Annotated in this window: 19 protein-coding genes; 10 read left to right on the top strand and 9 right to left on the bottom strand. The window is 60.9% G+C overall.

Features of this window, described 5'->3' with window-relative positions; genetic code table 11:
• Positions 1–11: 11 nt before the first annotated feature.
• Both AC5FXY_RS14335 and AC5FXY_RS14330 read right to left on the bottom strand, forming a co-directional pair.
• Positions 12–1,448 (bottom strand): AMP-binding protein, encoded by a 1,437-nt coding sequence (locus AC5FXY_RS14335; RefSeq protein WP_493557379.1) that lies wholly within the window; start codon positions 1,446–1,448, stop codon positions 12–14.
• 494 nt (positions 1,449–1,942) lie between these two features.
• Positions 1,943–3,169 (bottom strand): glycosyltransferase, encoded by a 1,227-nt coding sequence (locus AC5FXY_RS14330; RefSeq protein WP_493557378.1) that lies wholly within the window; start codon positions 3,167–3,169, stop codon positions 1,943–1,945.
• Positions 3,170–3,322: 153 nt separating this feature from the next.
• Here AC5FXY_RS14330 and AC5FXY_RS14325 point away from each other — a divergent pair, with 153 nt between their 5' ends.
• Positions 3,323–4,570, top strand: a complete 1,248-nt coding sequence (locus AC5FXY_RS14325; protein ID WP_493557377.1) for a hypothetical protein — start codon at positions 3,323–3,325, stop codon at positions 4,568–4,570.
• A gap of 149 nt (positions 4,571–4,719) precedes the next feature.
• On the opposite strand, the gene AC5FXY_RS14320 is transcribed toward AC5FXY_RS14325, so the two are convergent.
• From AC5FXY_RS14320 to AC5FXY_RS14290, 7 genes are all read right to left on the bottom strand, one after another.
• On the bottom strand, positions 4,720–6,378 hold the full coding sequence (locus tag AC5FXY_RS14320) for a M28 family peptidase (protein WP_493557376.1): 1,659 nt from the start codon (positions 6,376–6,378) through the stop codon (positions 4,720–4,722).
• A 203-nt stretch (positions 6,379–6,581) separates the two neighbouring features.
• Complete coding sequence (locus AC5FXY_RS14315; RefSeq protein ID WP_493557375.1) at positions 6,582–6,821, bottom strand: hypothetical protein; 240 nt, start codon at positions 6,819–6,821, stop codon at positions 6,582–6,584.
• A gap of 37 nt (positions 6,822–6,858) precedes the next feature.
• Complete coding sequence (locus AC5FXY_RS14310; protein WP_493557374.1) at positions 6,859–6,996, bottom strand: hypothetical protein; 138 nt, start codon at positions 6,994–6,996, stop codon at positions 6,859–6,861.
• A 217-nt stretch (positions 6,997–7,213) separates the two neighbouring features.
• Entirely contained in the window at positions 7,214–7,651 is a 438-nt protein-coding gene (locus AC5FXY_RS14305; protein WP_493557373.1) for a hypothetical protein, read from the bottom strand.
• Positions 7,652–7,950: 299 nt separating this feature from the next.
• A complete protein-coding gene (locus AC5FXY_RS14300) occupies positions 7,951–8,790 on the bottom strand; it encodes a hypothetical protein (protein ID WP_493557372.1) in 840 nt (279 codons plus the stop codon).
• Between the two features lie 284 nt (positions 8,791–9,074).
• The gene (locus AC5FXY_RS14295; protein WP_493557371.1) at positions 9,075–9,902 is read right to left on the bottom strand and encodes a cation efflux transmembrane domain-containing protein; all 828 of its coding nucleotides are present in this window, start codon (positions 9,900–9,902) and stop codon (positions 9,075–9,077) included.
• A 148-nt stretch (positions 9,903–10,050) separates the two neighbouring features.
• Positions 10,051–11,262: a Gfo/Idh/MocA family protein gene (locus AC5FXY_RS14290; protein ID WP_493557370.1), complete on the bottom strand. Its 1,212-nt coding sequence runs from the start codon at positions 11,260–11,262 to the stop codon at positions 10,051–10,053.
• Positions 11,263–11,434: 172 nt separating this feature from the next.
• On the opposite strand from AC5FXY_RS14290, the gene AC5FXY_RS14285 reads away from it, so the two are divergent.
• From AC5FXY_RS14285 to AC5FXY_RS14245, 9 genes are all read left to right on the top strand, one after another.
• Entirely contained in the window at positions 11,435–12,208 is a 774-nt protein-coding gene (locus AC5FXY_RS14285; protein ID WP_493557369.1) for a DUF4184 family protein, read from the top strand.
• Between the two features lie 314 nt (positions 12,209–12,522).
• Positions 12,523–13,299 (top strand): polysaccharide biosynthesis/export family protein, encoded by a 777-nt coding sequence (locus AC5FXY_RS14280; protein ID WP_493557368.1) that lies wholly within the window; start codon positions 12,523–12,525, stop codon positions 13,297–13,299.
• A gap of 11 nt (positions 13,300–13,310) precedes the next feature.
• Positions 13,311–15,614, top strand: a complete 2,304-nt coding sequence (locus AC5FXY_RS14275; protein WP_493557367.1) for a GumC family protein — start codon at positions 13,311–13,313, stop codon at positions 15,612–15,614.
• A gap of 66 nt (positions 15,615–15,680) precedes the next feature.
• Complete coding sequence (locus AC5FXY_RS14270; protein WP_493557366.1) at positions 15,681–16,748, top strand: glycosyltransferase family 4 protein; 1,068 nt, start codon at positions 15,681–15,683, stop codon at positions 16,746–16,748.
• A gap of 91 nt (positions 16,749–16,839) precedes the next feature.
• Entirely contained in the window at positions 16,840–18,189 is a 1,350-nt protein-coding gene (locus AC5FXY_RS14265) for a flippase (protein ID WP_493557365.1), read from the top strand.
• Between the two features lie 18 nt (positions 18,190–18,207).
• Positions 18,208–19,467, top strand: a complete 1,260-nt coding sequence (locus tag AC5FXY_RS14260; RefSeq protein ID WP_493557364.1) for a VpsF family polysaccharide biosynthesis protein — start codon at positions 18,208–18,210, stop codon at positions 19,465–19,467.
• Positions 19,421–20,299 carry a glycosyltransferase family 2 protein gene (locus AC5FXY_RS14255; RefSeq protein ID WP_493557363.1) on the top strand — a complete coding sequence of 293 codons (879 nt, stop codon included), beginning with the start codon at positions 19,421–19,423 and terminating at the stop codon, positions 20,297–20,299. Before AC5FXY_RS14260 ends, AC5FXY_RS14255 begins: the two co-directional genes overlap by 47 nt.
• Before the next feature lie 20 nt (positions 20,300–20,319).
• The gene (locus AC5FXY_RS14250) at positions 20,320–21,381 is read left to right on the top strand and encodes a glycosyltransferase family 4 protein (RefSeq protein ID WP_493557362.1); all 1,062 of its coding nucleotides are present in this window, start codon (positions 20,320–20,322) and stop codon (positions 21,379–21,381) included.
• Complete coding sequence (locus AC5FXY_RS14245; protein WP_493557361.1) at positions 21,374–21,892, top strand: serine acetyltransferase; 519 nt, start codon at positions 21,374–21,376, stop codon at positions 21,890–21,892. Before AC5FXY_RS14250 ends, AC5FXY_RS14245 begins: the two co-directional genes overlap by 8 nt.
• Positions 21,893–21,952 lie beyond the last annotated feature (60 nt).

Here is a 21,952-nt window from a genome sequence, read left to right as displayed (position 1 = left end):
AGGGGAGGGCGTTAGCGCAACTGGTCGTAGAGGATTTTGGAGAGGTGGCGGCGGTCAACTGGCAGATGCCGTCGTCGGTGCACGCGGTTGCACAGGCCCGGGGGAAAATGTTCGGCTAAGGCGGCGCGCACGGCCAGTTCCGGAGCGGTGCCTTGCAGGTAGATATCGAAGGCGCGGGCGCCGGCCCGGGCAGCCACGCGCTCTACGCCTGGCAGCTGGCTGAGCACGTGCTCTACCTGGTAATGCTGCACGCCTTGGATTATGGCTTCGTTGCCCTGTCGCCCGGTCAGCCAGAGCTGCTGGTGCTCATCGATATAGCCGAAGTCGCCGGTGTGCAGCCAGGTGCCGGCGGCCGTGGCCACATGGGCGCCCTGCACGCAGATTTCGCCTACTTCGTAACGGCGGCCCTCGGGCAGCTGCACTTGGCCGATGGCCCGCAGGCGGCAGTGCAAATCGGCCTGCACTGCCCCCACGCAATAGCCGCCGCGCGGATCGGTGGCCGCCGTGGCGGGGCGCACGGCTATGGGTTCGGCTTCGGAAGAGCCGTAAATCACGTACACCGCCGCGCCGGTAAAGTGCTTTCGGAGCTGCTGCAACAGCCGCTCCGGTACCGGCGAGCCACCCACTCCCACAGCGCGCACGGCTGGCAGGGCCGTGGGGTGCTGCTCCAGGTGGCGACACAGCGCCGTGAAGTAAAACACGTTGCCCGTCAGCGTCTGTACCTGCGCAGCCTGTAGCTGACGCACCACCCGGGCCGCATCCAGCTGCGCCAGCTGGCCCCAGGGCACATCGGGCAGCACGCTTACCGCCCCGATGGACAGGTTGTGCAGCAAGATGTTGGGAAACAGCGGAAAGTCGCGCTGGCCCGCCCAGGGCGGAAATACCGCTTTCAGTACCTCGTGCTGGGCCGACAATACGGCGTGGCTGCGCCGAATGGCTTTGGGCTGGCCGGTAGAGCCCGAGCTGTGCGACACTAAGGCGGGCCGATCAAAGGGTACTGCCTCCGAGGCTAATGGCTCGGCTACCGTTTCAGGGGCGGGCGCGCCCAGCAGGTGCAGCCCGAAGCCGCGCATTAGCCAGCCGTAGCGCCGTGCCTTGGCGGGTGGCAGTAAGGCCGTCCGTAGTTGGCTGCGACGGGCCAGATGGATCAGCCCCAGGGCGGAAATTCCAGCGGGCGGCAGCACGGGTACCGCACCCAGGCTCATCACGGCCAGCAGGCCACAAATCAGCTCCGCACCCACGGGCAGCAACAGCAGCACCGGCTGCCCGGCCTGAACGCCCTCAGCAAGCAACAATTGCTGATAGGCCCCGATGCGACCAGCCAACATGGAGCCCGTGAAAAGGGCGTCTTGGGCATCGGGGGCTCCGCCGGGCCACACTAGCAGCACCTGCTCCGCCTGTTGGCGTAGCGTCTGGTGAATGTGGCGATAAAAGTTGGGCGAAGTCATGCTGGTCAGTGGAGCAAATCCGATGACCAAATCTGAGCAATAAGCGGGACAAGTAAAGGCCTAATAGTGGCGGTAATCAGACTTTATCAAATGAAGTGATAGAACTAACCTTTGGAGAATGTAAGTGTGTGTATTGTGTATGTATATGTTTGGTATAAAGAAACTTATATGCATTTTGATAATGATTGTTATCAGGTTTGACTCTGCTTTTAAGCTGAAAAAATGGCGATTTTCTGACTTTTTGAACTTGGTCAGGTTGACCAAAAAAGGAGCGAAACCACCCGAATATGTGAAGCGTTTTACGTGGGACGTAAAGCGTTGAGGTGCTGCCGGGGCCACACCACGCTCCCTACAGCCTTCGGGGAGGCAAGTTGCAAGGCCACGCTGCAGCGTGGCCGTCGTTTAAATAACCGGAAGTGCCCTGAGTCAGCAACGATCAGGCCCCGCTATGGCGCGGCCCGACGGCCTGATTCGGCAACCCAATTCAGGTAGCGCTAACCTGCAGACTCAAGCAGTTCAACGGCACGCTTCAGTCCATCCTCCTGAAGAATTAATTCGTGCATATGCTGGCTGCGCTCGGCCAGTTCAGCCCGGCCGATCAGCTCGCGCAAGCGCTGCACAAACCGACGGCGCGTCAGTTGCTTGGCCGGCAACGGCGCCACCGCTACACCCCGGCGCTCGGCCAGCTTACCCCAGAACTGTTGGTCGCCTACGGGGTACAGCACCGGGCAGATGAGCATGGGGCAGCCCGCCCGTAGGCATTCGGCCGTGGTGCCAATGCCGCCGTGGTGCACCACCGCCCGCACCTGCGGAAACAGCGCTGCGTAGGGCACGGCATCCACTACGAGCACTTGGGGTAGCGCCGCCAGCGCCGGCGTTACCGTCACGCCCCAGCCTTTCACCAAGATGATGCGCAAACCCAGTTCCTCCACGGCCGCTGCGACTAGCTCGGCAATGGGCGCCGGGCTGCTGAAAGGCATGCTGCCGAAGGTGATGACCACAGGCGCCGCGCCGGCCTGCAAAAAGCGTTGCACCTCGGCGGGCAGCGCCTCGGCTTCGGCCCCAAACCAGAAGCCGGTAAAGTAGTGGTTGCTAGGATAATCAGCTGGCTTGGGCAGGAAGGCGGGGCTGATGCCGTACAGAAACGGTACCACCTCGATGGAGCCCTGCCCCGAGAGAAAATTGCGCTGCCGAAACCGGCCGATGGGCTTGCTGAGCAAGCGCATGCTCCAGTCGGTGAGGCGGTAGCTAAAGCGGTTCAGCGGGGCCGGGATGGGAAAGCCGCTGAAGGCCGGATTGGCGAAATCCCGCGTGGGCTGAAAGGCCGGTACCACGGCGGCGCGCACCATCTTTCCGGGCAGGGCGCCGGCAAATACGTCGGCCAGGGTTTTGGGGTGGTAGATGGATTTGTCGCTAGCCTGCGCGAGGTGGAAGAACTCATCCAAGGAGCTTTCGATGAGCGGATACACCCATTTCTCCAGGTTGCGCCGAATGGCAAACGGATTGGAACCGAGCATTTTCTTGCCTTCCGGTGTGTTCAGAATGGCCTGATAATCGACCTCTATGGGGTGGAAGCCGACGCCGTAGCCGCGCACCAAGGCGCCGAAGTTTTGGGCAGTTGCCAGAGTAACTTGGTGGCCGCGCTGCGCCAGCGCCTGCCCCAGTGCGGCGTAGGGCTGCACGTCGCCGCGCGAGCCAAGCGTCAGGATGCTGATGTTCATGGGCGGTAAGGTAGTGCAGTTCGGCCGCTCAAGGTTATTGATGCCGTTTAGACAGAAAACCGTGGGGAAAAGGCGGCAAACGGCTTTGGTGATTGATAGAAAAAACTCCAGTATAAGCCGTAGGTTGGGGTGCCGTTCGGGCAGTTATTCAATATGCGTAAGCTTCAGACCTCACTACCGATTCTCATTGCCTTGATGATGTTGGGGGCAGCTACCAATGGTCAGGCGCTGGACGCCTACCGCCGGGCTGCCGAGGCGGCGCTACAGCAGTGGCCGCGTAGCGAAACGGTACGCATCGTGCAGGCGCGGGAACGACTAACGCACCTGCTCCAAACCGATGCGGTGGCCCTCATCCCGCCGTTGCGGGATTACCTGATAGCCGTAAACTCAGATTCCGTTATCGGCATTTATCCCACCGAGCAGGACTGGCTGCTGATGGCTACCGGCGACTTTGCGGAGCTGACCCGGCGCCTGCGTGTCGAACCCCGACGCAGCTACGGCCACAGGATTCATGGGCCCATCATATCTACGCCGCCCCGCGACGGCCTGTCAGCGGCTGCATTTGATTACGTGCGGCGGCACGAGGCCAAGGTGCGGGCCGAACTGGCTGCTGCGGCATTGAGCGAGGAAGACGCCGCTTTTCTGGCCATTTATCTGGACGGGCACTTGCTGCCCAACTCGCCCGAAACCCGCATGCGCCTTGCCAAAGCGGTTGCGGCTTTCAAGTTGCAATACCCGACCAGCTCCCTGACCAGCCTGTTCGGCGAAGGCATAATCGGCAATGAGGTGATGGCCTCCAAGGTGGCATTGGGAGCCAATGGCACGGTGGGAGTGCTGCTGCTGCCGGCGGCCCTGGGCCGATACGTACGCAACGCCGTAACCCTGAATATGGGCGGCGAAGTGCTGTACCATCGGCTTACCCTGGGCGGCACGCTGGGAATCAGCAACAGCGGCGTACGAGAAGCCTTTCAGTACCGAAACCAAACTTGGAACCAGGATCTGCGCGTCAATCTGCTAACGGCCGCGGCCGCCGTGGGCTACGCCGTAGTAGACAACGCGCGTTTGCGCCTGACGCCGTTTGTGGGGGGCTTGTACTTTGGCATCAGCGCCACGGAAACCGCTGTGCAAACCGACCCGACTCAGGACGTGGCGATGCGCTTCCGGCGGCCTTTCACGGCCGGCCTCAACCTGGACGTGCACGTCGGCAGAACGCCAAGGGGAAATGCCACTCAGGTGCCCGCAATAGATGGCGTACGAATGCGCATTCGGGCCATATACCGCCACCTCGAAGCCCGCCACGATGCTACGCTGCAGGGGCCGCTGCTGGGCCTGGAAGTAGGCCTTAGCAGTGTTACATACCAGAGGCGCTACCAAAGCCGCTATGGCGTGTTTCACCGCTGAGGCTAATGGTGGCGCGAGAACGTAGTTGTTCTGACTAGCGGCGAAAAGCAAGCCGCAAAACACGTGGGCCCCGTGGATCAGCTGATCCACGGGGCCCACGTGTTTTGAGAGCGGTAAATGCTGTAGCTCGCGTTGATCAGCTGCTTAGCTTACTGGGCTGGCTGCGCACCGAAGCGTCCGCCGAAAAAGTCGCCCTTTTTCCAGGTAGGGCGCTGGGGCTCGTTGGCCACTTGGTAGCCGATAAGGAAGTTGAGCTGCACGTACTTCTTGCCGGCTTCGAAGTCGAAAGTGCCCGAGGTATCGTCCTGCGGCTTGTGGTAGGTTTCGGCGCGCCACTTCTGCACCAGCTGGCTCAGGTTGTTCTGCCCGTCGGCGGTTTTGTTGCCGTACTTGATGTGCAGCGCCGGAATGCCCTGCGTCACGAAGCTGTACTGATCGGAGCGGATAAAGCGGTTTTGCTCCGGCTCGGGGTCGGCTTCTACCGTGAGGTTGAGGTAAGCAGCGGCGCGGTTTACGGGCTCAGCCAGGCTAGAGTGCTCGGCGCCCAGCGGCACCACGGAGAGCAGCGGCGCAATGATGGTGGGCATGTCGGTATTCACGTCGGCCACGATTTTGTCTTTGGGCACGGTGGGGTGCGAGGCAAAGTAGGCCGAGCCCAGCAGGCCGAGCTCTTCGCCGGTCTGCAGCACCAGCAGGATGGAGCGTTTGGGCTTCTGCTTGAGGCGCGAATAGGTGCGGGCAATTTCCAGCACTGAGGCCACGCCCGAGGCGTTGTCGTGGGCACCGTTGTAGATGGAGTCGCCTTTCACGGCGGCGGCTACGCCCAGGTGGTCGAGGTGGGCGGAATGCACCACGTATTCGTCGCGCAGCTTTTTATCGGAGCCCCGAATCAGGCCCACCACGTTGTAGGAATCAAAATCCTGGTAGGTGGAGCCGAAGGTGGCGCTGGCCGAGGTGCGCAGCGGCGCCGATGCCGGCGTACCGGCGCGCAGGGCCGAGAGTGTACGGCCGGTGTCGGCGGCTGCGGCCGTAAACAGGCGGTGCAGCACGGCGGCATTCACGTTGGCCAGCAGCTTAAGCTCGGTGCCGGCGGCGTAGCTACGCGAGGCGGCCACCTTGCCATTGGGGGCAAGTACGCTGTAAGCGCCGCGGCGGAAGTTGGGCAAGGTGCCCTTAGGATTGGTGCTGGCCACAATAACGCCCACGGCCCCGTGCCGCACGGCGTTCTGCATGATCATGGTCAGGTCCTGGCTGGCGGCCGAAACTGTGGAAGGAAAGGAGCGGGGGGCGCCGCGCACTATCACCACCATTTTGCCTTTGGCATCGAGGCCGGCGTAATCGTCGTAGCCCAGCTCGGGTGCCGAAATGCCGTAGCCGGCAAATACCAGCGGCGCATCGGCCTGCACATTGGGCAGTTCGGGGTTGGGGTAGAATACGTAATCCTGTCCCGCGGTAAGAGTGCTCACGGCACCGCCTTCACCGCGCAGCGTGAGCGTGGTTTCGGGCTTGGTGTAGGCGCGGCGCAGGCGCACGCGCTGCACGTAGCTGCCCTTATCACCAGCGGGCTTTACGCCGAAGCTTTTCAGCTGCTGCGTGACGTAGTCCACGGCCATCTGGTAGCCTTCGGTGCCGGGCTGGCGGCCTTTTAGCTTGTCGTCGGCTAAGTACCAGATGTGAGCTTTGATATCGTCGGGCCGCACCTGCTCCAAGGCATCGGCCACTTTTTTATCAACGGTGAGGGACTGGGCTGCAGCGGGGCTAGCAGCCAGCAAGCCGCCCCAAAAGAGCAGCGAGTAGGATAAGCGCATTCGAAAGGGAGTGGGGTGAACGGTCGCCAAAAATACTGCCTTCAGCCGCGAAGGTTGCATTAGCGCTTAGTGGTAGTTAGTGCAGCACCTTTGACGTTATGCCGCTAACCCTCCGCACCCAGCACCTGGGCAAGCACATTACCCAGTATAGGACTAAGAATGCGTGGATGCACTGCGCTGCCATCTTCGATTCATCCTGGCAGCTAGGGCGTGCTGTTGCGCTCCAGCATCTGTTGGAGCACTCGCTCGATTTCCTGCACCTCGCTGTGTGCATGGTACCTGGGTTTTACCACGGTTCCCAGCCACTCAGCCAGCGGATTGTCGCGCATGGAAAACATGGTATCGTCGGCTTCGCGCACGCCGTATAGCACGGAGCGGAGCCAGAATTTAAAGAGCACCTGCTTTATCCTGGCTTGCTGGAAGTCCAGGCTAGAAATGTCCATACGGAACGGGGAAGGGCGTTGGGGCTGGTCGGGGATTTTACTGAGCAGGATTACCTGAGAGGCCTTCGAGGGCTTTGCGGGCTTTTACCAGTTCCGTTACTTCAAAAGCAAGCACGCTGTCGGGCAGGGAGCGGAACAAGTGCTGGTAATCGACGGAAGAAGTAGGTGCGGTCATAAGTGGGTGTGCAGGCAGGCAAAACACCTTCTGGGCTGCAACGAAGTCGCTGATGGCAGGGTCAGAAGTAAGGTTTGCGACTGTAGTTAAAGGACACGGACTCTAACCACACGACATAGCAACTCCCGCCGGTACGCCAAGCGCCGGCGGGAGTTGCTATTAGTCATGGAATGGTATCGGTTGCGAAGAAAATGCAGTCCAATTCGAGCGGTGCAGCTTACAGCGGCTGGCGGCGCTCCACAATGCGGCTGCGCGGCTGGGGGCGCAGGGCTTCGTCCTGCGTGGTGCCAGCTTCAGCACCGCGGTGCCCGATGCCTAGCTCGTGAACATCGAGGGCGCCGGCGTGGTCCAGCAGGTCGCGGGCACGCTCGGCTTCCAGGTAGGTGTCCACGTGCACCGCCACGAAGCCGTGGCGCCGGGCCGCCTGGTATTTTTCGCGCTGGTTATCGGCGGGCGGACCTAGAAACGACATCAGGAAGTGGTGAAACGAGTCGTTTTCCGGAAACTCGCCCGTGGGGTTTTCCGTGGTGGTGGTGTCGTGGTCGGAGACTTCCACCACAGCGGGCGGGAAGCCGTTTTGGGTGAGCTGATCGGCCGCGCTCTGGGCCGCATTGGTGGTGCTGAAAGCACCTACTACGGTGTGCGTGTAAGCCATGAGCAGAAGGGAGTTTGGAGGGTTGACGAACAGCCCGGCCCAACAGCTCCGCGCCAAGCCGGACGGGCCGGGTAGCCCGTGCGCCCTGGCGCGTGATGCAGCGGCCGGAAATAGACCTTCGTAACAACGAGCCAAACCCGGTACGGGTTGGGGCAGGCTACCGTTGAGCCTCTTTATCAACGCACCCCTACAATAGGAACCACTCAAAATCCGTAGCCGAAAAAAGGATGCCGGGCGTGGAAAGCGGCAAACTTGAACAGGCTCGAAGAGACACCCACGACCTTTTGAACTGTCGTGCGCTAGGTCGTCTTGTATAAATACCAGCCGCCGCCCAGCGGCTTCATCACGATGATCCGGCTGGGGTCCATGTCGGGCACTTCGTCGGCATCGGGCTGGTAGAGTAGGCCCACGGTATTGCCGGTGACGCCCCCGATAAGAAACTCCAGGCAGCTGCCACAGCCCGTATCACGGCGGGTGAGGCGGCGGATGTACAGGCCTTGCAGCAGCTCCTTGATGACTGGGTCATTGTTGGCTGCCTGCTCTGCCTCGAAGGCCGCTTCGTTTAGTTCGGCCGGAAAAAAGCCACCGGCCTGCGCCAGGCGCACTACCTTATTGAACTCGCCTTGGTGACGGTTGAAGTGCGCAATGATGTCGGCATCGGCGCCTACCCACAGCTTTAGGTTGCTCACGGTGAAGTGGTGGTCGGCGTCGGGGTGGTTGCGGTTGTATTTATCGACTTCCGCCGGCGGCATGCCTTCCATCAGTTTCAGCATTTCGTGCCCGAGGGCTGTCATGGCCAGGCCGCGCACCGCCTGCAGTTTCCATTGCGCGCCGGCCTTGGTAAAGTGCAGGTAGAAGTCGGAGGTTTTAACGGATTCGTTGCGCAGCTCCACGGCCACTACCGCCGAGGCCGAGTCCTGCTGTACCAGCTGGCAACGGCGCTGCGTGGTGGGCGGAATCTGCTGGCCCAGGGTTTGATTTTTGGCTTGCTGGGCCGCTTCGCAGCACAGAAAATTCTTCATTTGCGGCCACCGGTCATTGGCCACGAAGCGTTCGGCAATTTGGAGCGGCTCGGTGGGCCTCCAGGCCAGCACGACCTGCGGCAAATACAGCCAAACCAGCAACAGAAAATACTTCATGAAATAGGGAAGAATCGGAGGATATTGCACCGTAAAGCGAGTGCCGACGCTCGACAACAAAGATTTGGCGCTGTGCGTTACGAATCACGGATTTACTCACCTCCAATTTCCCCTGATTATGGCCAAAGGACAAGAGGCTCGAAAAGAAAAGAAGAAAGAGCCTACTAAAACTCCGAAAGAGAAAAAGGCGGCCAAAGACGAAAAGAAGAAGCTGCGCGACCGTAGCAGCGAATAAGCAGCCCGCCTCCAGCCCCCATGCATAGGCCACTCCCACCCGGGGTGGCCTATTTGGCTATTTGCAGGATGCGCAAAGCGCCCCGAATGACCAGCCCGAATACAACAGCCCCGATGAGTAAGTCGGGTTTATTGGAGTCGAACACTTGTACCAGCACGGCGCTGGCAATTACGCCGAGGTTGATGAGCACGTCGTTGGCCGTGAAGATGAGGCTGGCCTGCATGTGTGCTTCCTGGCTTCGGCTGCGCTGCAGCAGGTACAGGCAGGTCGCATTGGCTGCCAGCGCCAGCACCGATATGCCCAGCATCAGCCGAACATCCGGTATGGCCTCGTTGCTCAGAAACCGGCGAACTACTTCCAGCAGCCCGAGGCCGGCTAGCACCAACTGCAGGTAGCCGCTGGCCCGGGCCACGTTCTTCTTACGCCCTACAGCGCTGCCCACGGCCCACAGGCTGAGCCCGTACACGAAAGCGTCGGCCAGCATATCTAGGCTGTCGGCTACCAGGCCCATGGAGCGGGAGAGCAACCCGGTGGCTAGCTCCACCACGAATAAGCCGAAGTTGATGAGCAGCACCGTCCAGAGCAGGCGGGTCTGCTGCCCGGCATCCGTAGCTGGCATGGGCGTCGTAGCGGGCGAAGCCACGCCGATTAGCGAGTTATCCGTCGGGCGGGAGTGCAGCAGGGCCGCGTTCAGGTTCAGGCCGTGAATTCGGGCTTCGATGTTGAGCAGTTCGCCTTCGTGGTACACGGTAAGCAGCCGCCGGGGCAGGTCAAAGGCCAGTTGTCGCACCGCTGGCACACCTTGTAGCTGCATGCGTACGAGGGTCTCCTCGGAAGGGCAGTCCATGTGGGCGATGCGAAAAACGGATTCCTGCATGGCTGAAAAACGAAAAGGCGCGCCATACATACGAGGTATTGCCCGCTGCCGTTGACCTTCGTTTCAGGCTGAACCACAGGCTTACCAAGCACATTAAGAGCAACGTGCTACGGCTCCTGATTTATTCTGCACTCTTGCCGGGAGCAGACTACCGGCCCTGCACCTTGTCGAGCACCGCTACCACGTCTTTGGTCGATACCTTCTGTCCGGTTTCGGCCGCGCGGTAAATGGCCTCGATGAGCTGCATGTCGCGCAGGCCCATTTCGCCGGGCACGCGGGTGGGCTTGTTGTTGAGTACGCAGTCGGCAAAGTCATCCATCTGCCGGGCCTGCTGGTTTACGTTCTGAATGTTCATCGGTCCCTGGCTGGTGCGGCCTTTGAGGCCACCGTAGCCGAATGCGGGCTGCAGCTCCATCCAGCCTTTAGCGGCCTCGGCCCGTAGGCGGCTTTCCATGCTTTCGGCGTAGCTGGTGCGGCAGTCGGCCACCGCGCCGTTGGCAAACTGCATCTGCCAGTTGATGCCTGCTTCCACTTCCTTAAACAGGGCGTTGTTGGGCTTGGGCGCAAACTTGGCCGTGACGGACACCGGCAGCTGACCCATGGTGTACACCACGCCCTGCACGCAGTAAATCCCCAGGTCCATAAGCGGTCCGCCACCGGCCAGCTCCTTATCCACGCGCCAGGGCGTGTCGTTAGTGAAGCGGAAGCCGTTGTCGGCCACCAGCTTGCTGATCGGCCCAAACACCTGCTGCTGGCCCAGGCGCATCATTTCGCGGTGGTGCGGCTCGAAGTGCAGCCGGTAGCCAATGCTCAGCATCTTGCCGGCCTGCTTGCACGCCGCTATCATGCGCTGGCACTCCGCCGCCGAAAGGGCCATGGGCTTTTCGCAGATGACGTGCTTGCCGGCTTTGGCGGCGCGCACCGTAAACTCTTCGTGCAGGCCCACCGGCAGTACCACATACACGATGTCGATGTCCGGGTTGTCGGCGATGCGGTCGAAGTTCTTGTAGTCGTAGATGTTTTTGTCGGCGAGGCTGTACTGCTGCTTCCACTGCGCGGCCTTGGAAGGCGTGCCCGTCACTATGCCCGCAAGGCGGCACAGCTGCGTTTCCTGCAGGGCCGGAGCCAGCTGTCCGGTGCTGTATTTGCCCAGGCCCACCAGCGCTACGCCTAGCTTACGGCCCTGCTGCAGCGCCTCCAGGCTGGCTGGGCCATAGGCAGTTTCATCCAGCCAGGAAAGCGAGCGGGCCAGCCCCGACGTGCCAAGGAGCGAGGCCCCGAGGCCCAGGGAGAAAGTGCGCAGGAAGTCCCGGCGCGAGGCGTCTAAATCAGGTACGAAACGGTTGAAAACGTGACGCATAACATTGCTGATTGGTGCATCAGGACTTACCCGCGTTCGGGGCAGAAGGTTATGAATGGAGCGCACCGGTCTGGGCGGAGGCAAGTTGTAGCGGGCCGGCGTAGCTTTGTGGCGCTTTCCCAGCCTGCCGGGGCTCAAGCCTGCCCGTGCCAGCATTCAAAGGTTGCCGCTGATGCCCTTTACTTTTTCCCATCCGGCTTTGGTTTTGCCGCTTCTGCGTCGCCAGAGTCGTTGGTTTTCGCCCACGGGTCTGATTGTGGGCAGCATCGTGCCCGACTTCGAGTACTTCCTCCGGATGCGCAAGGGCCTGAGCTATTACAGCCACACTTGGTCGGGCATGCTTTGGTTTGATCTGCCGTTTGCGTTGCTGCTTACGGTGGTATTCCATCAATTCATGCGCCAGCCGCTGCTGCTGCACTTGCCCAGGCTGTTGCAGGCTCGCCTGGCCCCGCTGGCCCAAGGCAACTGGCGGCAGAAGCTTCGGTCGCACTGGCCCGCTGTGGTGTTTTCCATCCTGCTCGGGGTACTGCTGCATTTCGGTTGGGACTGGTTTGTGCACCAGAGCGCCGACTACCTCTACGCGCATCAAAGCCAGCTTTTTGCTTTTCGGGAGTGGCAGCCCCACAACACTATTTACACGGCGTGGCACTCGTGTCACTCCTTGGTTGGGTTAGTGTTTATGGCTTGGGCATTTCGCAAGCTGCCCACCGCGGCCCCTGCGCCGAAAGCCAGAGCCAGTTCCCTGTGGGGATTCTGGGGCGCTACGGCTGGTATTTCGGCTGTTATCATGGCTTTGCGAGTGGCTTTCGGGCCGGCAGCAGTGACGCAGGATATTCCGGTAATTATCATCGCTGCGTTTTTGCTGGCGCTGCTAAGCGTTTGTGCTGCGTGGACGACAGTAGCAGCCAAAAAACAGGCTGCTGCAGTTGGTGGGGAAAGCCGATAGTGGGAAGGAACTCAGGAAGAGCGAGTAGCACTACGGCTAGGTAACCGAGAAAAAAATATCTCCGGGCTACATTAGTCCAAGTTAATACTGGCAACGTACAAAACCGGGCAAGTGTACCGCAGCAGTAGCGCTGTGGCCTCGGTGCAAGCCGTGGGCGCTGGCGAAGTTGCGGTACATGAGTAGCATTATGCCTTGATTCACAGGACCTGCCGTTGGGCCCGTTGGCTTCGCGTTGGGCTACGTGTCGGGCGCATGCTGCTTTCCTTACCTGCTCCCGTTCCCCTGACCCCGCAGCTTCACCGCTGCCCGCACCTATGCCGAAATCTTTACTGCTGCTGCTCGCGTTGTTGCCGTTGCTGTGGAGCTGCGTCAATACGCGAAAAGCAACCTATTTCACTGACCTGAAGGATAACACTGAATTCCCGGAGTTAGCCGCACCAGAGCATATCATTCGTAAAAACGACATCCTTGCCATTACGGTCAGCAGTCAGAATCCGGAGGCAGCGCGCATTTTTAACGCGCCTGGCCGCACGGATGTGCGCAGCACCACGCCGGCCGGCAATCAGCTGGAGCTGGCGGGCTACCTCGTCGACAAAGCCGGCATGATTCAGTTCCTGATGCTGGGCGATGTGAAAGCCGAAGGCCTTACCACCGATCAGCTGCAGGCCCAGATCCGGGAAGGCATCGTCAGGCGCAAGCTGCTGGTAGACCCAGTGGTGGAGGTACGGCTGCTGAACTACAAAGTCACCGTGCTGGGCGAAGTCGCCAACCCAACGGTGGTGACCGTGCCCAACGAAAAAATCACCCTGCTGGAAGCCCTCGGGCTGGCGGGCGACATCACCATCTACGGCAAGCGCAACAACGTGCTGGTCATCCGCGAAACCAACGGCAAGCGCGTGGCCAACCGCGTGGATTTGGGCTCTGAGCAACTCTTTAGTTCGCCGTATTTCTACCTGCAGTCCAACGACGTGGTGTACGTGGAGCCCAATAAGTCGCGCATTGCCGGGGCCAGCCGCCTGAACCAGTACCTGCCAGCCATCGTCAGCAGCTTTTCGGTGCTGATTATCCTGGTTGATCGTTTCACGCGCTAGCACCCAGGGCCATGATACCACCAACCCCAACGCGCCGCCCCGCCGATGTCAGCCTGCTCGGGCTGCTGGCTTCGCGCTACCTGCCGTACTGGCCACTATTTGTGCTGCTATGCGGGCTGCTGCTGGCCGTGGCTTTCTTTGCTACCAAGTACCTCACGCCGGTGTACCGGATCAACGCTACGGTGGTGGTCAACGACAAGGCGCGCGGCGTGGAAGAGTCCGAAACTGTTCGCTCCCTGGACGTGTACGCCGGCAACACCATCGTCGAGAACGAGGTGCAGGTGCTCGTGTCGCGCACCTTGCTCCACGGCGTGGTGCGGCGGCTGCACCTGTACGCACCACTGTTTGAGGCTGGCCGCATCAAGCCGGCTTCGGCTTACCTGACCTCGCCCATCCGCGTACAGGCCCGGCAGCCCGATTCCATTCGGGCCGAGCCGCGCATTGAGTTTGCCTTCGATGCCCGCGCCAATCAGGTGCGCATGGGCAGCCGGAGCTACCCGCTAGGCCAGTGGGTGCGCACGCCCCACGGCGTGCTGCGCTTCGACCCCAACCCCCGGCAGCAGCGCAATACGGATCGGGAGCTATACTTTGCCCTCGTGCCGCCGCGGCTGGTGGCCGATGGCATTGGGGGTAACCTGGAAGTGGGGGCCAGTTCCAAGCTTTCCAGTGTGGTGACGGTGCAGTACACCGATGAAGTGCCCGAGCGCGGCGAAGACATTGTCAATGCTTTGCTGGAAGAATATACCCGCGCTTCGGTCACCAATAGCAATCAGCTGGCCTCCAATACACTGGCTTTCATTACCGACCGCGTGCGACTGGTGGAGCGGGAGCTGGATTCCATTCAGCGCCGCATCCAGGAATTTCGGTCCTCTCAGAATGTGGTTGACCTAAGTCAGCAGGGCAACCTGTACCTGCAGAATGTAGCCGACAACGATCGAAAAGTGGCCGAGATAAACATGCAGCTGGCCGTGTTGGATAAGGTGGATCAATACGTGCGCGCCGGCGGCAGCCGCACCGGCATCGTGCCCACCACGCTCGGCATCTCCGATCCGGTGCTGGCCGACCTGCTGCAGAAAATCAACAACCTAGAGCTGCAGCAAGCCAACCTGCGCACCACCTCTGGCGAAAATCATCCCCTGACGCGGGCCGTGGAAAGCGAGATTGGGCAGATTCGGCCCAGCATCAGCAACATCGTACGCAACCAACGCGCCCAGCTGCAAGCCAGCCGCAACACCCTGCAGGGTACCTCCAATCAGTACAACGCCGTGCTGCGCACCCTGCCCGGCAAGGAGCGGGAGCTGCTGGAAATCACGCGGCAGCAGGCCATCAAAAACGACGTGTACGCCTTCCTGCTCAAGCGTCGCGAAGAGGCTGAGCTGAGCACGGCGTCCACCATTGGCGACTCGCGCATCGTGGACCGCGCCGAGGCCAGTGTGCGGCCGGTGGCGTCCAAGCGCCTGCTGTTCCTCATTGGGGCGCTGGTGGCCGGCGTGGGGCTGAGTATCGCCTACATATTCATGAAAGAAGAAACCGGCGGCAAGGTGTACTTCCGCTCCACGGTGGAGCGGGCCACGCGTATTCCGGTGGTAGGCGAAATCAGCAGCCAGCGCCGCGCCTGGCTGCGCCGGGCGGTGCCAGCCTCGGCGGTGGCGGCGCAGTTTGGGCAGCTGCAAGCTGCGCTGGGTTTGTTTGATGCTGGCCACAGGCGGCAGATTATCCTGGTTACTTCCAACCTGCCCAACGAAGGCAAAACCTTCGTGAGCACGCACCTGGCCGAAAGCCTGGCCGAGGGTGGCTACCGCACCATTCTGCTCGATCTGAATCTGCATGCGCCGGAAGCGGCCCAGGCTTATGGCCTGCCGCCAGAGCCTGGCGTGGGGGACTACGTTCGCCGCGGAACGCCTCTCGCTTCGCTGATTCAGAGCACCAGCGTAACGGGTCTGGATATGCTGGCGGGCGGCTTGGCAGCGCAGGCGGCGGCTTCGCTGCTGGTGAGCCCGGCCATGGAACAGCTGCTGCAGGAGCTGCGCCAGCGCTACGATTTCATCGTGCTGGATACTCCCCCCGTGGAACTGGCCATCGATGCCTACCTGCTCGGGCGCTGGGCCGATGCGTCGCTGCTGGTGATTCGGCAGGGCGTAACGCCATCGGCCATTGTGCAGCACCTGGAAGAAAACCAGAAGCTGCGGGCGCTGCCGGGCCTGGGCATCGTGTTCAACGACGTGCCGCCGCGCGGCTTCCTCACGCGCTACACCGGTTACGGCTTCGGTTATGGTTACCAGAAGGTGTACCGCCTGCCGTCGAAAGCGGAATAGAGCCGCTTCACTTCACTCACGGCCGACAACCGGCCGCTGCATCAGCTGATTCACTACGCGCTTTCCATGAAAATAGCAGTTGTCGGTCCGAGCATCACGCGCACCAAGGGCGGTATGGCCACGGTAATAAGTGACATGCTGGCCAACCAAACGCCGGGCGTGCAGTTCATCCACATCGTGTCGCACGTGGAGGGCAGCGCGTTGGAGAAAATCAGCTACACCCTCCGGGCCCTGGGCCAACTGCTGCGCGAGCCGGGCGTGGACGTGGTGCACCTGCATGCTGCTTCGGGGGCCAGCTTCTACCGCAAAAGCCTGTTTGTGCTGCTGAGCATGCTGCTGGGCAAGCCCACCGTGATGCACGTGCACGGCGCCGACTTCGACACCTTCTACCGCGAATCGAGCGGGGTGGCGCAGCAGTACATCCGCTGGATATTCCAGCAGAGCAGCAAGGTGCTGGTGTTGTCGCGGTTCTGGCAGGAATTCTTCGAGCAGCACATCAGCAAGCACAACGTGGACGTGCTGCACAACGGCGTGTATCCTGAGGTATTTGGCGCCTGCTACACCATGCCTCAGAACCTGCACCGCTTCCTGTTCCTGGGCCGTCTGGGCCAGCGCAAAGGCGTGTACGATCTGCTCGAAGCCATCGAGCGGCTGGTGAAGCAGCAGCAGCTTACGCACCTGCAGTTCTTCCTCGCCGGCGATGGTGAAATCGAGCAGGTAGGCCGGCTTATCAGCGACAAAGGCCTGACGCCAAACGTGCAGGTGCTGGGCTGGATGGGCGACACCGAAAAGCGCCACTGGCTGGGCCAGTGCGACACCATGGTGCTGCCTTCCTACAACGAAGGCCTGCCCATGTCCATCCTCGAAGCCATGGCCGCGGGCAAGGTCATCATCAGCGGTCGGGTAGGGGGCATTCCGGACCTGGTGACGGAAGGCAAAAACGGCTTTCTCATCACGCCCGGTGACGTGCCCAGCCTCGCGCAGCATATTGCCCATGTGGCCTCGCACCCGCAGCAGATGCAGCAGGTGGCCGAAAACAACCGCCGCAAAATCGACCAGGAATACAACCTGCAAAAGCTCAACGCTTGGCTGATCGGCCTGTACCGGCAGCTGGCCCCGAAAGCCCGAAGTTGAGCCGCGCTGCCTGCGCCGCAGCCCTGCGGCAACGGCCACCCGGCCCTGCGTATACCCCGTTACCCTTTCCCAAGCGGCACCCCTACTTCCGATGGCGGACACAGCAAAACCGACCGGTACGCTTTTTAAGAACTTCCTCTCGCTGAGCTTGCTGCAGGCAGCCAATAACGTGCTGCCCATTATTTCCATTCCCATCATCGTGCGCATCATCGGGCCCGATAAGTTCGGCGTCATCAACTTTGCCTCGGTGGTGATGTCGTACTTCATTCTGCTCACCAATTACGGCTTCGACCTGACGGCCACGCGGGCTATTTCCATCAACCGCAACAACGTGCAGACGCGCAGCAACGTGTTCAACGAGGTGCTGTTTGCCAAGCTGCTGCTGTTCACCGTGTCGCTGCTCATCTTCCTGGTGCTGCTCAGCACCATGCCCCAGCTGCGCGAGGAAAAGCTGGTGGCCATCTACTCGTTTATCATCGTTTTCTCCTTTGTTCTGACGCCGAACTGGCTGTACCAGGGCATGCAGGAGCTGTACAACATTGCCATCTTCAACTTCGTCACGAAGCTGATTTTTACCATTGCGGTGCTGGTCGTCATCCGCGAAAAAGACGACTACGTGTGGCAGCCATTTATGATTGGGGTAGCGCACATTCTGGTGGGCGTGGTGGCCTTTGTGTGGGCCCTTCGCAAGTACCAGATTCGGCTGGCCTACGTGCCGCTGCGCAAGGTGCTGCGCCACTTGTGGAGCGAGAAAGTCATCTTCTTCTCCTTCGTTTCCATCAACGTGTACACCTACGCCACCACGCTGGTGCTGGGCTTGGTGCAGACCCCCGAAGCGGTGGCGTTTTTCTCGGCTTCGTGGCGACTGGTGGTCATCATGCACACCATCGTCACCATTCCGCTGGGCATGTCGCTGTTTCCCTACATCGGCGAGAGTTTCGGCATCAGCCGCGAAAAGGGCATTGAGCGCATCCAGATTACGGCGCCCTTCATCGTGTATCTCACCTTCCTGATGGGGGCCGGTGTGTGGCTGCTGGCGCCGCTGATCATCACCATTTTCTACGGGGAGGCCTTTGCGCCTTCCATCACCGTGCTGCGCATTCTGTGCTTTATTCCCATGATTATGGGCCTGAGCAACCTGATGGGCGTGCAGACCATGGTGAACCTCAAGATGGACAAGCCCTACACCTGGATTATCGCGGCAGGCGGCGTGATGGGGTTGGGGCTGAATTTCTGGCTGGCCAGCCAGTACAGCTACATCGGCGGGGCTTGGGCCTGGCTGCTCACAGAGGCTTCCATTGCGGTGATGATGTGGCTGTACCTGCGCCGCTACGGTATCCGGGCCGTCAATACCCTCTACTTCCGCTTCTCGCACATCGCTACTACGGCCGCGCCTATGGTTGACACCGTACGGCGCAAGCTGGGCGGCCACAAAGCCTAACGCATCAGCCCCGAAGCCGTGGACGCCGAACTCAAAATACCGATCCTGCCCTTCGTGCTGGTGCTGCTGCTCTTCCTCGGCGCCAACGTGCTCGACGTGCTGCACTACCCGCAGTCCGACCCCACGAGTGGGCCGCTGTACCGGCTGCACCCGTCTACTTACCTGCTCTTTGGGCTCTGGGGCGTGCAAAGCATCAAGCAGAATACGCTGTATCAGTTGAACAGCCCCACGGTGCGCTACTACGGCCTGGCCGTGCTGCTGGTGTTTGTGTACTCCATCACGCTCGGTAAGTCGAAGGCCAACTTCTTTATCCTCGACACGCTGTTTGCGCCGGTGCTGCTCATTCAGCTGCTCCAGAACGAAACCGAGGACTTTAAGGCACAGGTGCTCTACTGGCTCAAAGCCTTTTTCATCATCAACTGCAGCCTGGCCATCGTGGAGCGGGGCCTGAGTACCATCATTTTTAAGCCCACGCAGGAGGCTTGGTTTGAGTCGTTTCGCTCGTACGCCCTGCTGGGCCACCCCCTCAACAACGGCCTCATCATCGGCTTCCTGACGCTGCTCTTCGTCATCATCGCCAAGGACACCACGCGCAAGTTCTTTTTCCTGGGGCTGGGCATCATGGCCATTTTCGCCTTTGGAGCACGCACGGCCTTGGGGGCCGTGCTGCTGGCCTTTCCCTTTCTGCTGTATTTCGATCTGAAAAACTACGAGCCCGACGAAGCGGCGGGCAAGTTTTTCAACTACCTGTTCTTGTTCTTCCTGATGCTCGTGCTGGTGGCCTTCGTGCTCGTCAGCACGCCCTTCGGGGAGCGGATTTTTGCCTCGGCCAAATTCGACGACGACAGCGCCGACGTGCGCGCCCGCGTGTTCGATATGTTCCGGCACTTCACTGCTTCCGATCTGGCTTGGGGCATTGGCGAGCAGCACATCACGCGGGTGATGTACCTGGAGAAGGTCGACATCATCGAGAACTTCTGGATCATCTGGATTTTCAAGTACGGCTTCGTGCTGACGGCCTTCCTCGGACTGTTTCTGATTGGGTTCCTGTTCAGCCTGGTTCACCGCTTGCCTGTGGCCACGCGCTGTGTGCTGGTAGGCGTGGTGCTGCTCATCGCCTCCGGCAACAACTCCATGGCTACCAACACCACGGCTATATCCATCATCACGCTGGCCTCGCTCGTGGGCCTGCACGCCTTCGCTCCCGTACCCGCTACCCGCCAAGACACCTATGAAGAAGATTTCCATCGTTATTCCGGTTTACAACCGCAAGGCTGACCTGCCCCGGTGCCTGGAAAGCATCCAGACGGAATACCCCGCCGACTACGAAGTCATTGCCGTGGACGACGGCTCCACCGACGGCTCCTGGGAACTGCTCCAAAGCTTGCAGATGCCCAAGCTGCGCGTGTTTAAAAACCCCGAAAACAAGGGCGTGAACTACACCCGCAACCGCGGCGTGGAACAGGCCACCGGCGACTACATCCTCTTTCTTGACAGCGACGATAAGCTCATGCCCGGTGGGCTGGACACGGTTATCCGCCACGTGACGGACCACGCCGCGGTGAAGCACTTTCTGTTCTTCGTGTCATCCAATCCCAATACCACGGCCAAGGCGCCTTATACCACTACGTATCAGGAGTGGCTGACCGAAAGCGTGTTCGGCGACTTCACGCACGTGATAGAGCGCCACGTGCTGCTGCAATTTCCCTTCTTCGAGCAGTTTCGGGCCTACGAAAACCTGAACTGGCTGCGCATCATCAAGTTTACGGAGCCACAGCTGGTAGTGCCTGAAACCGTGACTTGGGTGGACCTGGACCGCACCGACAACCTCACCAAAACGCTGCGCCTCAAAACCACGGCCGCCATCGAGGGCAAGTTCACCTACCTGCAGCACTACTTCGGCCTTTACGGGCAGGACTTGTACCGCTTCGATCCCGCCGGCTACAAGCAGAAGTTTCGGCACGCGTTGCTGCTGGGCATAGCCGCTCACCGCAAGCGCGACGCCCTGCGCCTGCTGACGGAGTCGCCCATGTCCGGAAAGGCCGTGTACAAAGCCGTGGTGGGCCTCACGCCCTCACTGGCTCTGAATGCCCTGATCCGCGCTAAGTAACCTTCCCAAACCCGACGGATATGCGCATCGTGCATTGCTTTTTTACCTTCGAGATGGGCGGGGCCCAGGTGCTGGCCGTGGACCTGCTGAACCGCCTGTGCCACGAGCACCAGACGGCGTTGGTCGTAGTCAACAGCGTGTGCAGCGAAGCCCTGCTGCAAAAGCTGGACAAGCGCGTGGCAGTGCACCGCATCAACCGCCCCGAGGGCAGTCGAAACCCCTGGCCACTGGTAAAGCTAAACCTGCTGCTGCGGCGGCTCAATCCGCAGATCATCCACTGCCACGAGCCCGACATCGGGCGCATTCTGCAGGCGCGCGTGGGCAAGCTGCTGTATACCATTCACGATACAGGCATTCCCACGCAGCACTACCATTATTACCACTCTCTGGTCGCCATTTCCGATGCCGTACGCGAGGAGCTGGCCCGCCGCTTCGATCGGCCCATCCGCACGGTGTACAACGGCGTGGATGCCACGCCGTTCCGGCGCCGGGAGCAGTACACCCTGGCACCGGGTGAGAAAATCCGGCTCGTGCAGCTGAGCCGCCTCATGCACGAAAAAAAGGGCCAGGACGTGCTGCTGCAGGCGCTGCACCACGTCAAGGCGCACTTCGGCTTCGCCGATTTCACGCTCGACATCGTGGGCAGCGGCGGTTCGTTGGATTATCTGCAGCAGCTCACCGCTCAGCTGGAGCTTACTGCCGAGGTAAATTTTGTGGGCGAACGTAACCGCGACTGGCTTTATGAGCACTTAGCCGGTTACCACCTGCTGGTGCAGCCCTCGCGCTACGAGGGCTTCGGCCTCACCATTCTGGAGGGCTTCGCGGCCGGGCTGCCCGTGCTGGCTTCCGACATCGAAGGCCCGGCCGAAATTATCGGGCGCACGCCCCGCGGCTTCCTGTTTCCCAGCGGCGACCATGAGGCCTGCGGCCGGGCGCTATACAAGTTGTTTCGGGAGTACGGACAAGAAGCTGTGGCGCAGCTGATGCAGCGCACGGAGTCCGTAACCGAGAAAGACTATTCCATTGAAACGTGCGTGGCGGGCTACGTACACGAGTATCAGGCGCTGCTTAATCATGGATGATATGAGCTTCAGGAGCTACATAACGCAGGATGCTGCCGCAAACCAGAACAACACCAAGGGCAAGCTGGTGACCATGCTGTTTCGGATGGCGCAGTATGGCGCGCAGGGCGGGCGGGGGCGCCGGCTGCTGTTTGCGCCCTACCTCGCGCTTTACCGCTTGCTGGTGGAGTGGTTTATGGGCATCGAACTGCCCTGGACGGCCACCGTTGGTCCGGGGCTGCGCATTTTTCACGGACAAGCCACCGTGGTGCACAAGCACGCGGTGCTGGGGCGCAACTGCACCTTGCGGCAGTCCACCACCATCGGCAATGCCCGCGAAGACGGAGGCGTGCCCGTCATCGGCGACAACGTGGAAATCGGGGCCAACGTGTGCATCGTGGGCGACATCAGCATCGGCGACAACGTGCTGATCGGCGTGGGCTCGGTGGTGGTGCGCCCAGTCCCGCCCAACTCAGTGGCCGTGGGCAATCCGGCCCGGGTGATAAAAACTCTCGCTCCGCTGATGCAGTAACAAACCTCAGGCATACCGCCCCTTGCAGCCCGAAAGGGAAGCCGACGGGGCAGAAGCCTG

The sequence above is a fragment of the Hymenobacter sp. FMD4 genome, from assembly GCF_058932745.1.
The sequence above is the reverse complement of the archived record's forward strand: the minus strand, read 5'-3'. Positions and strand labels throughout refer to the sequence as shown.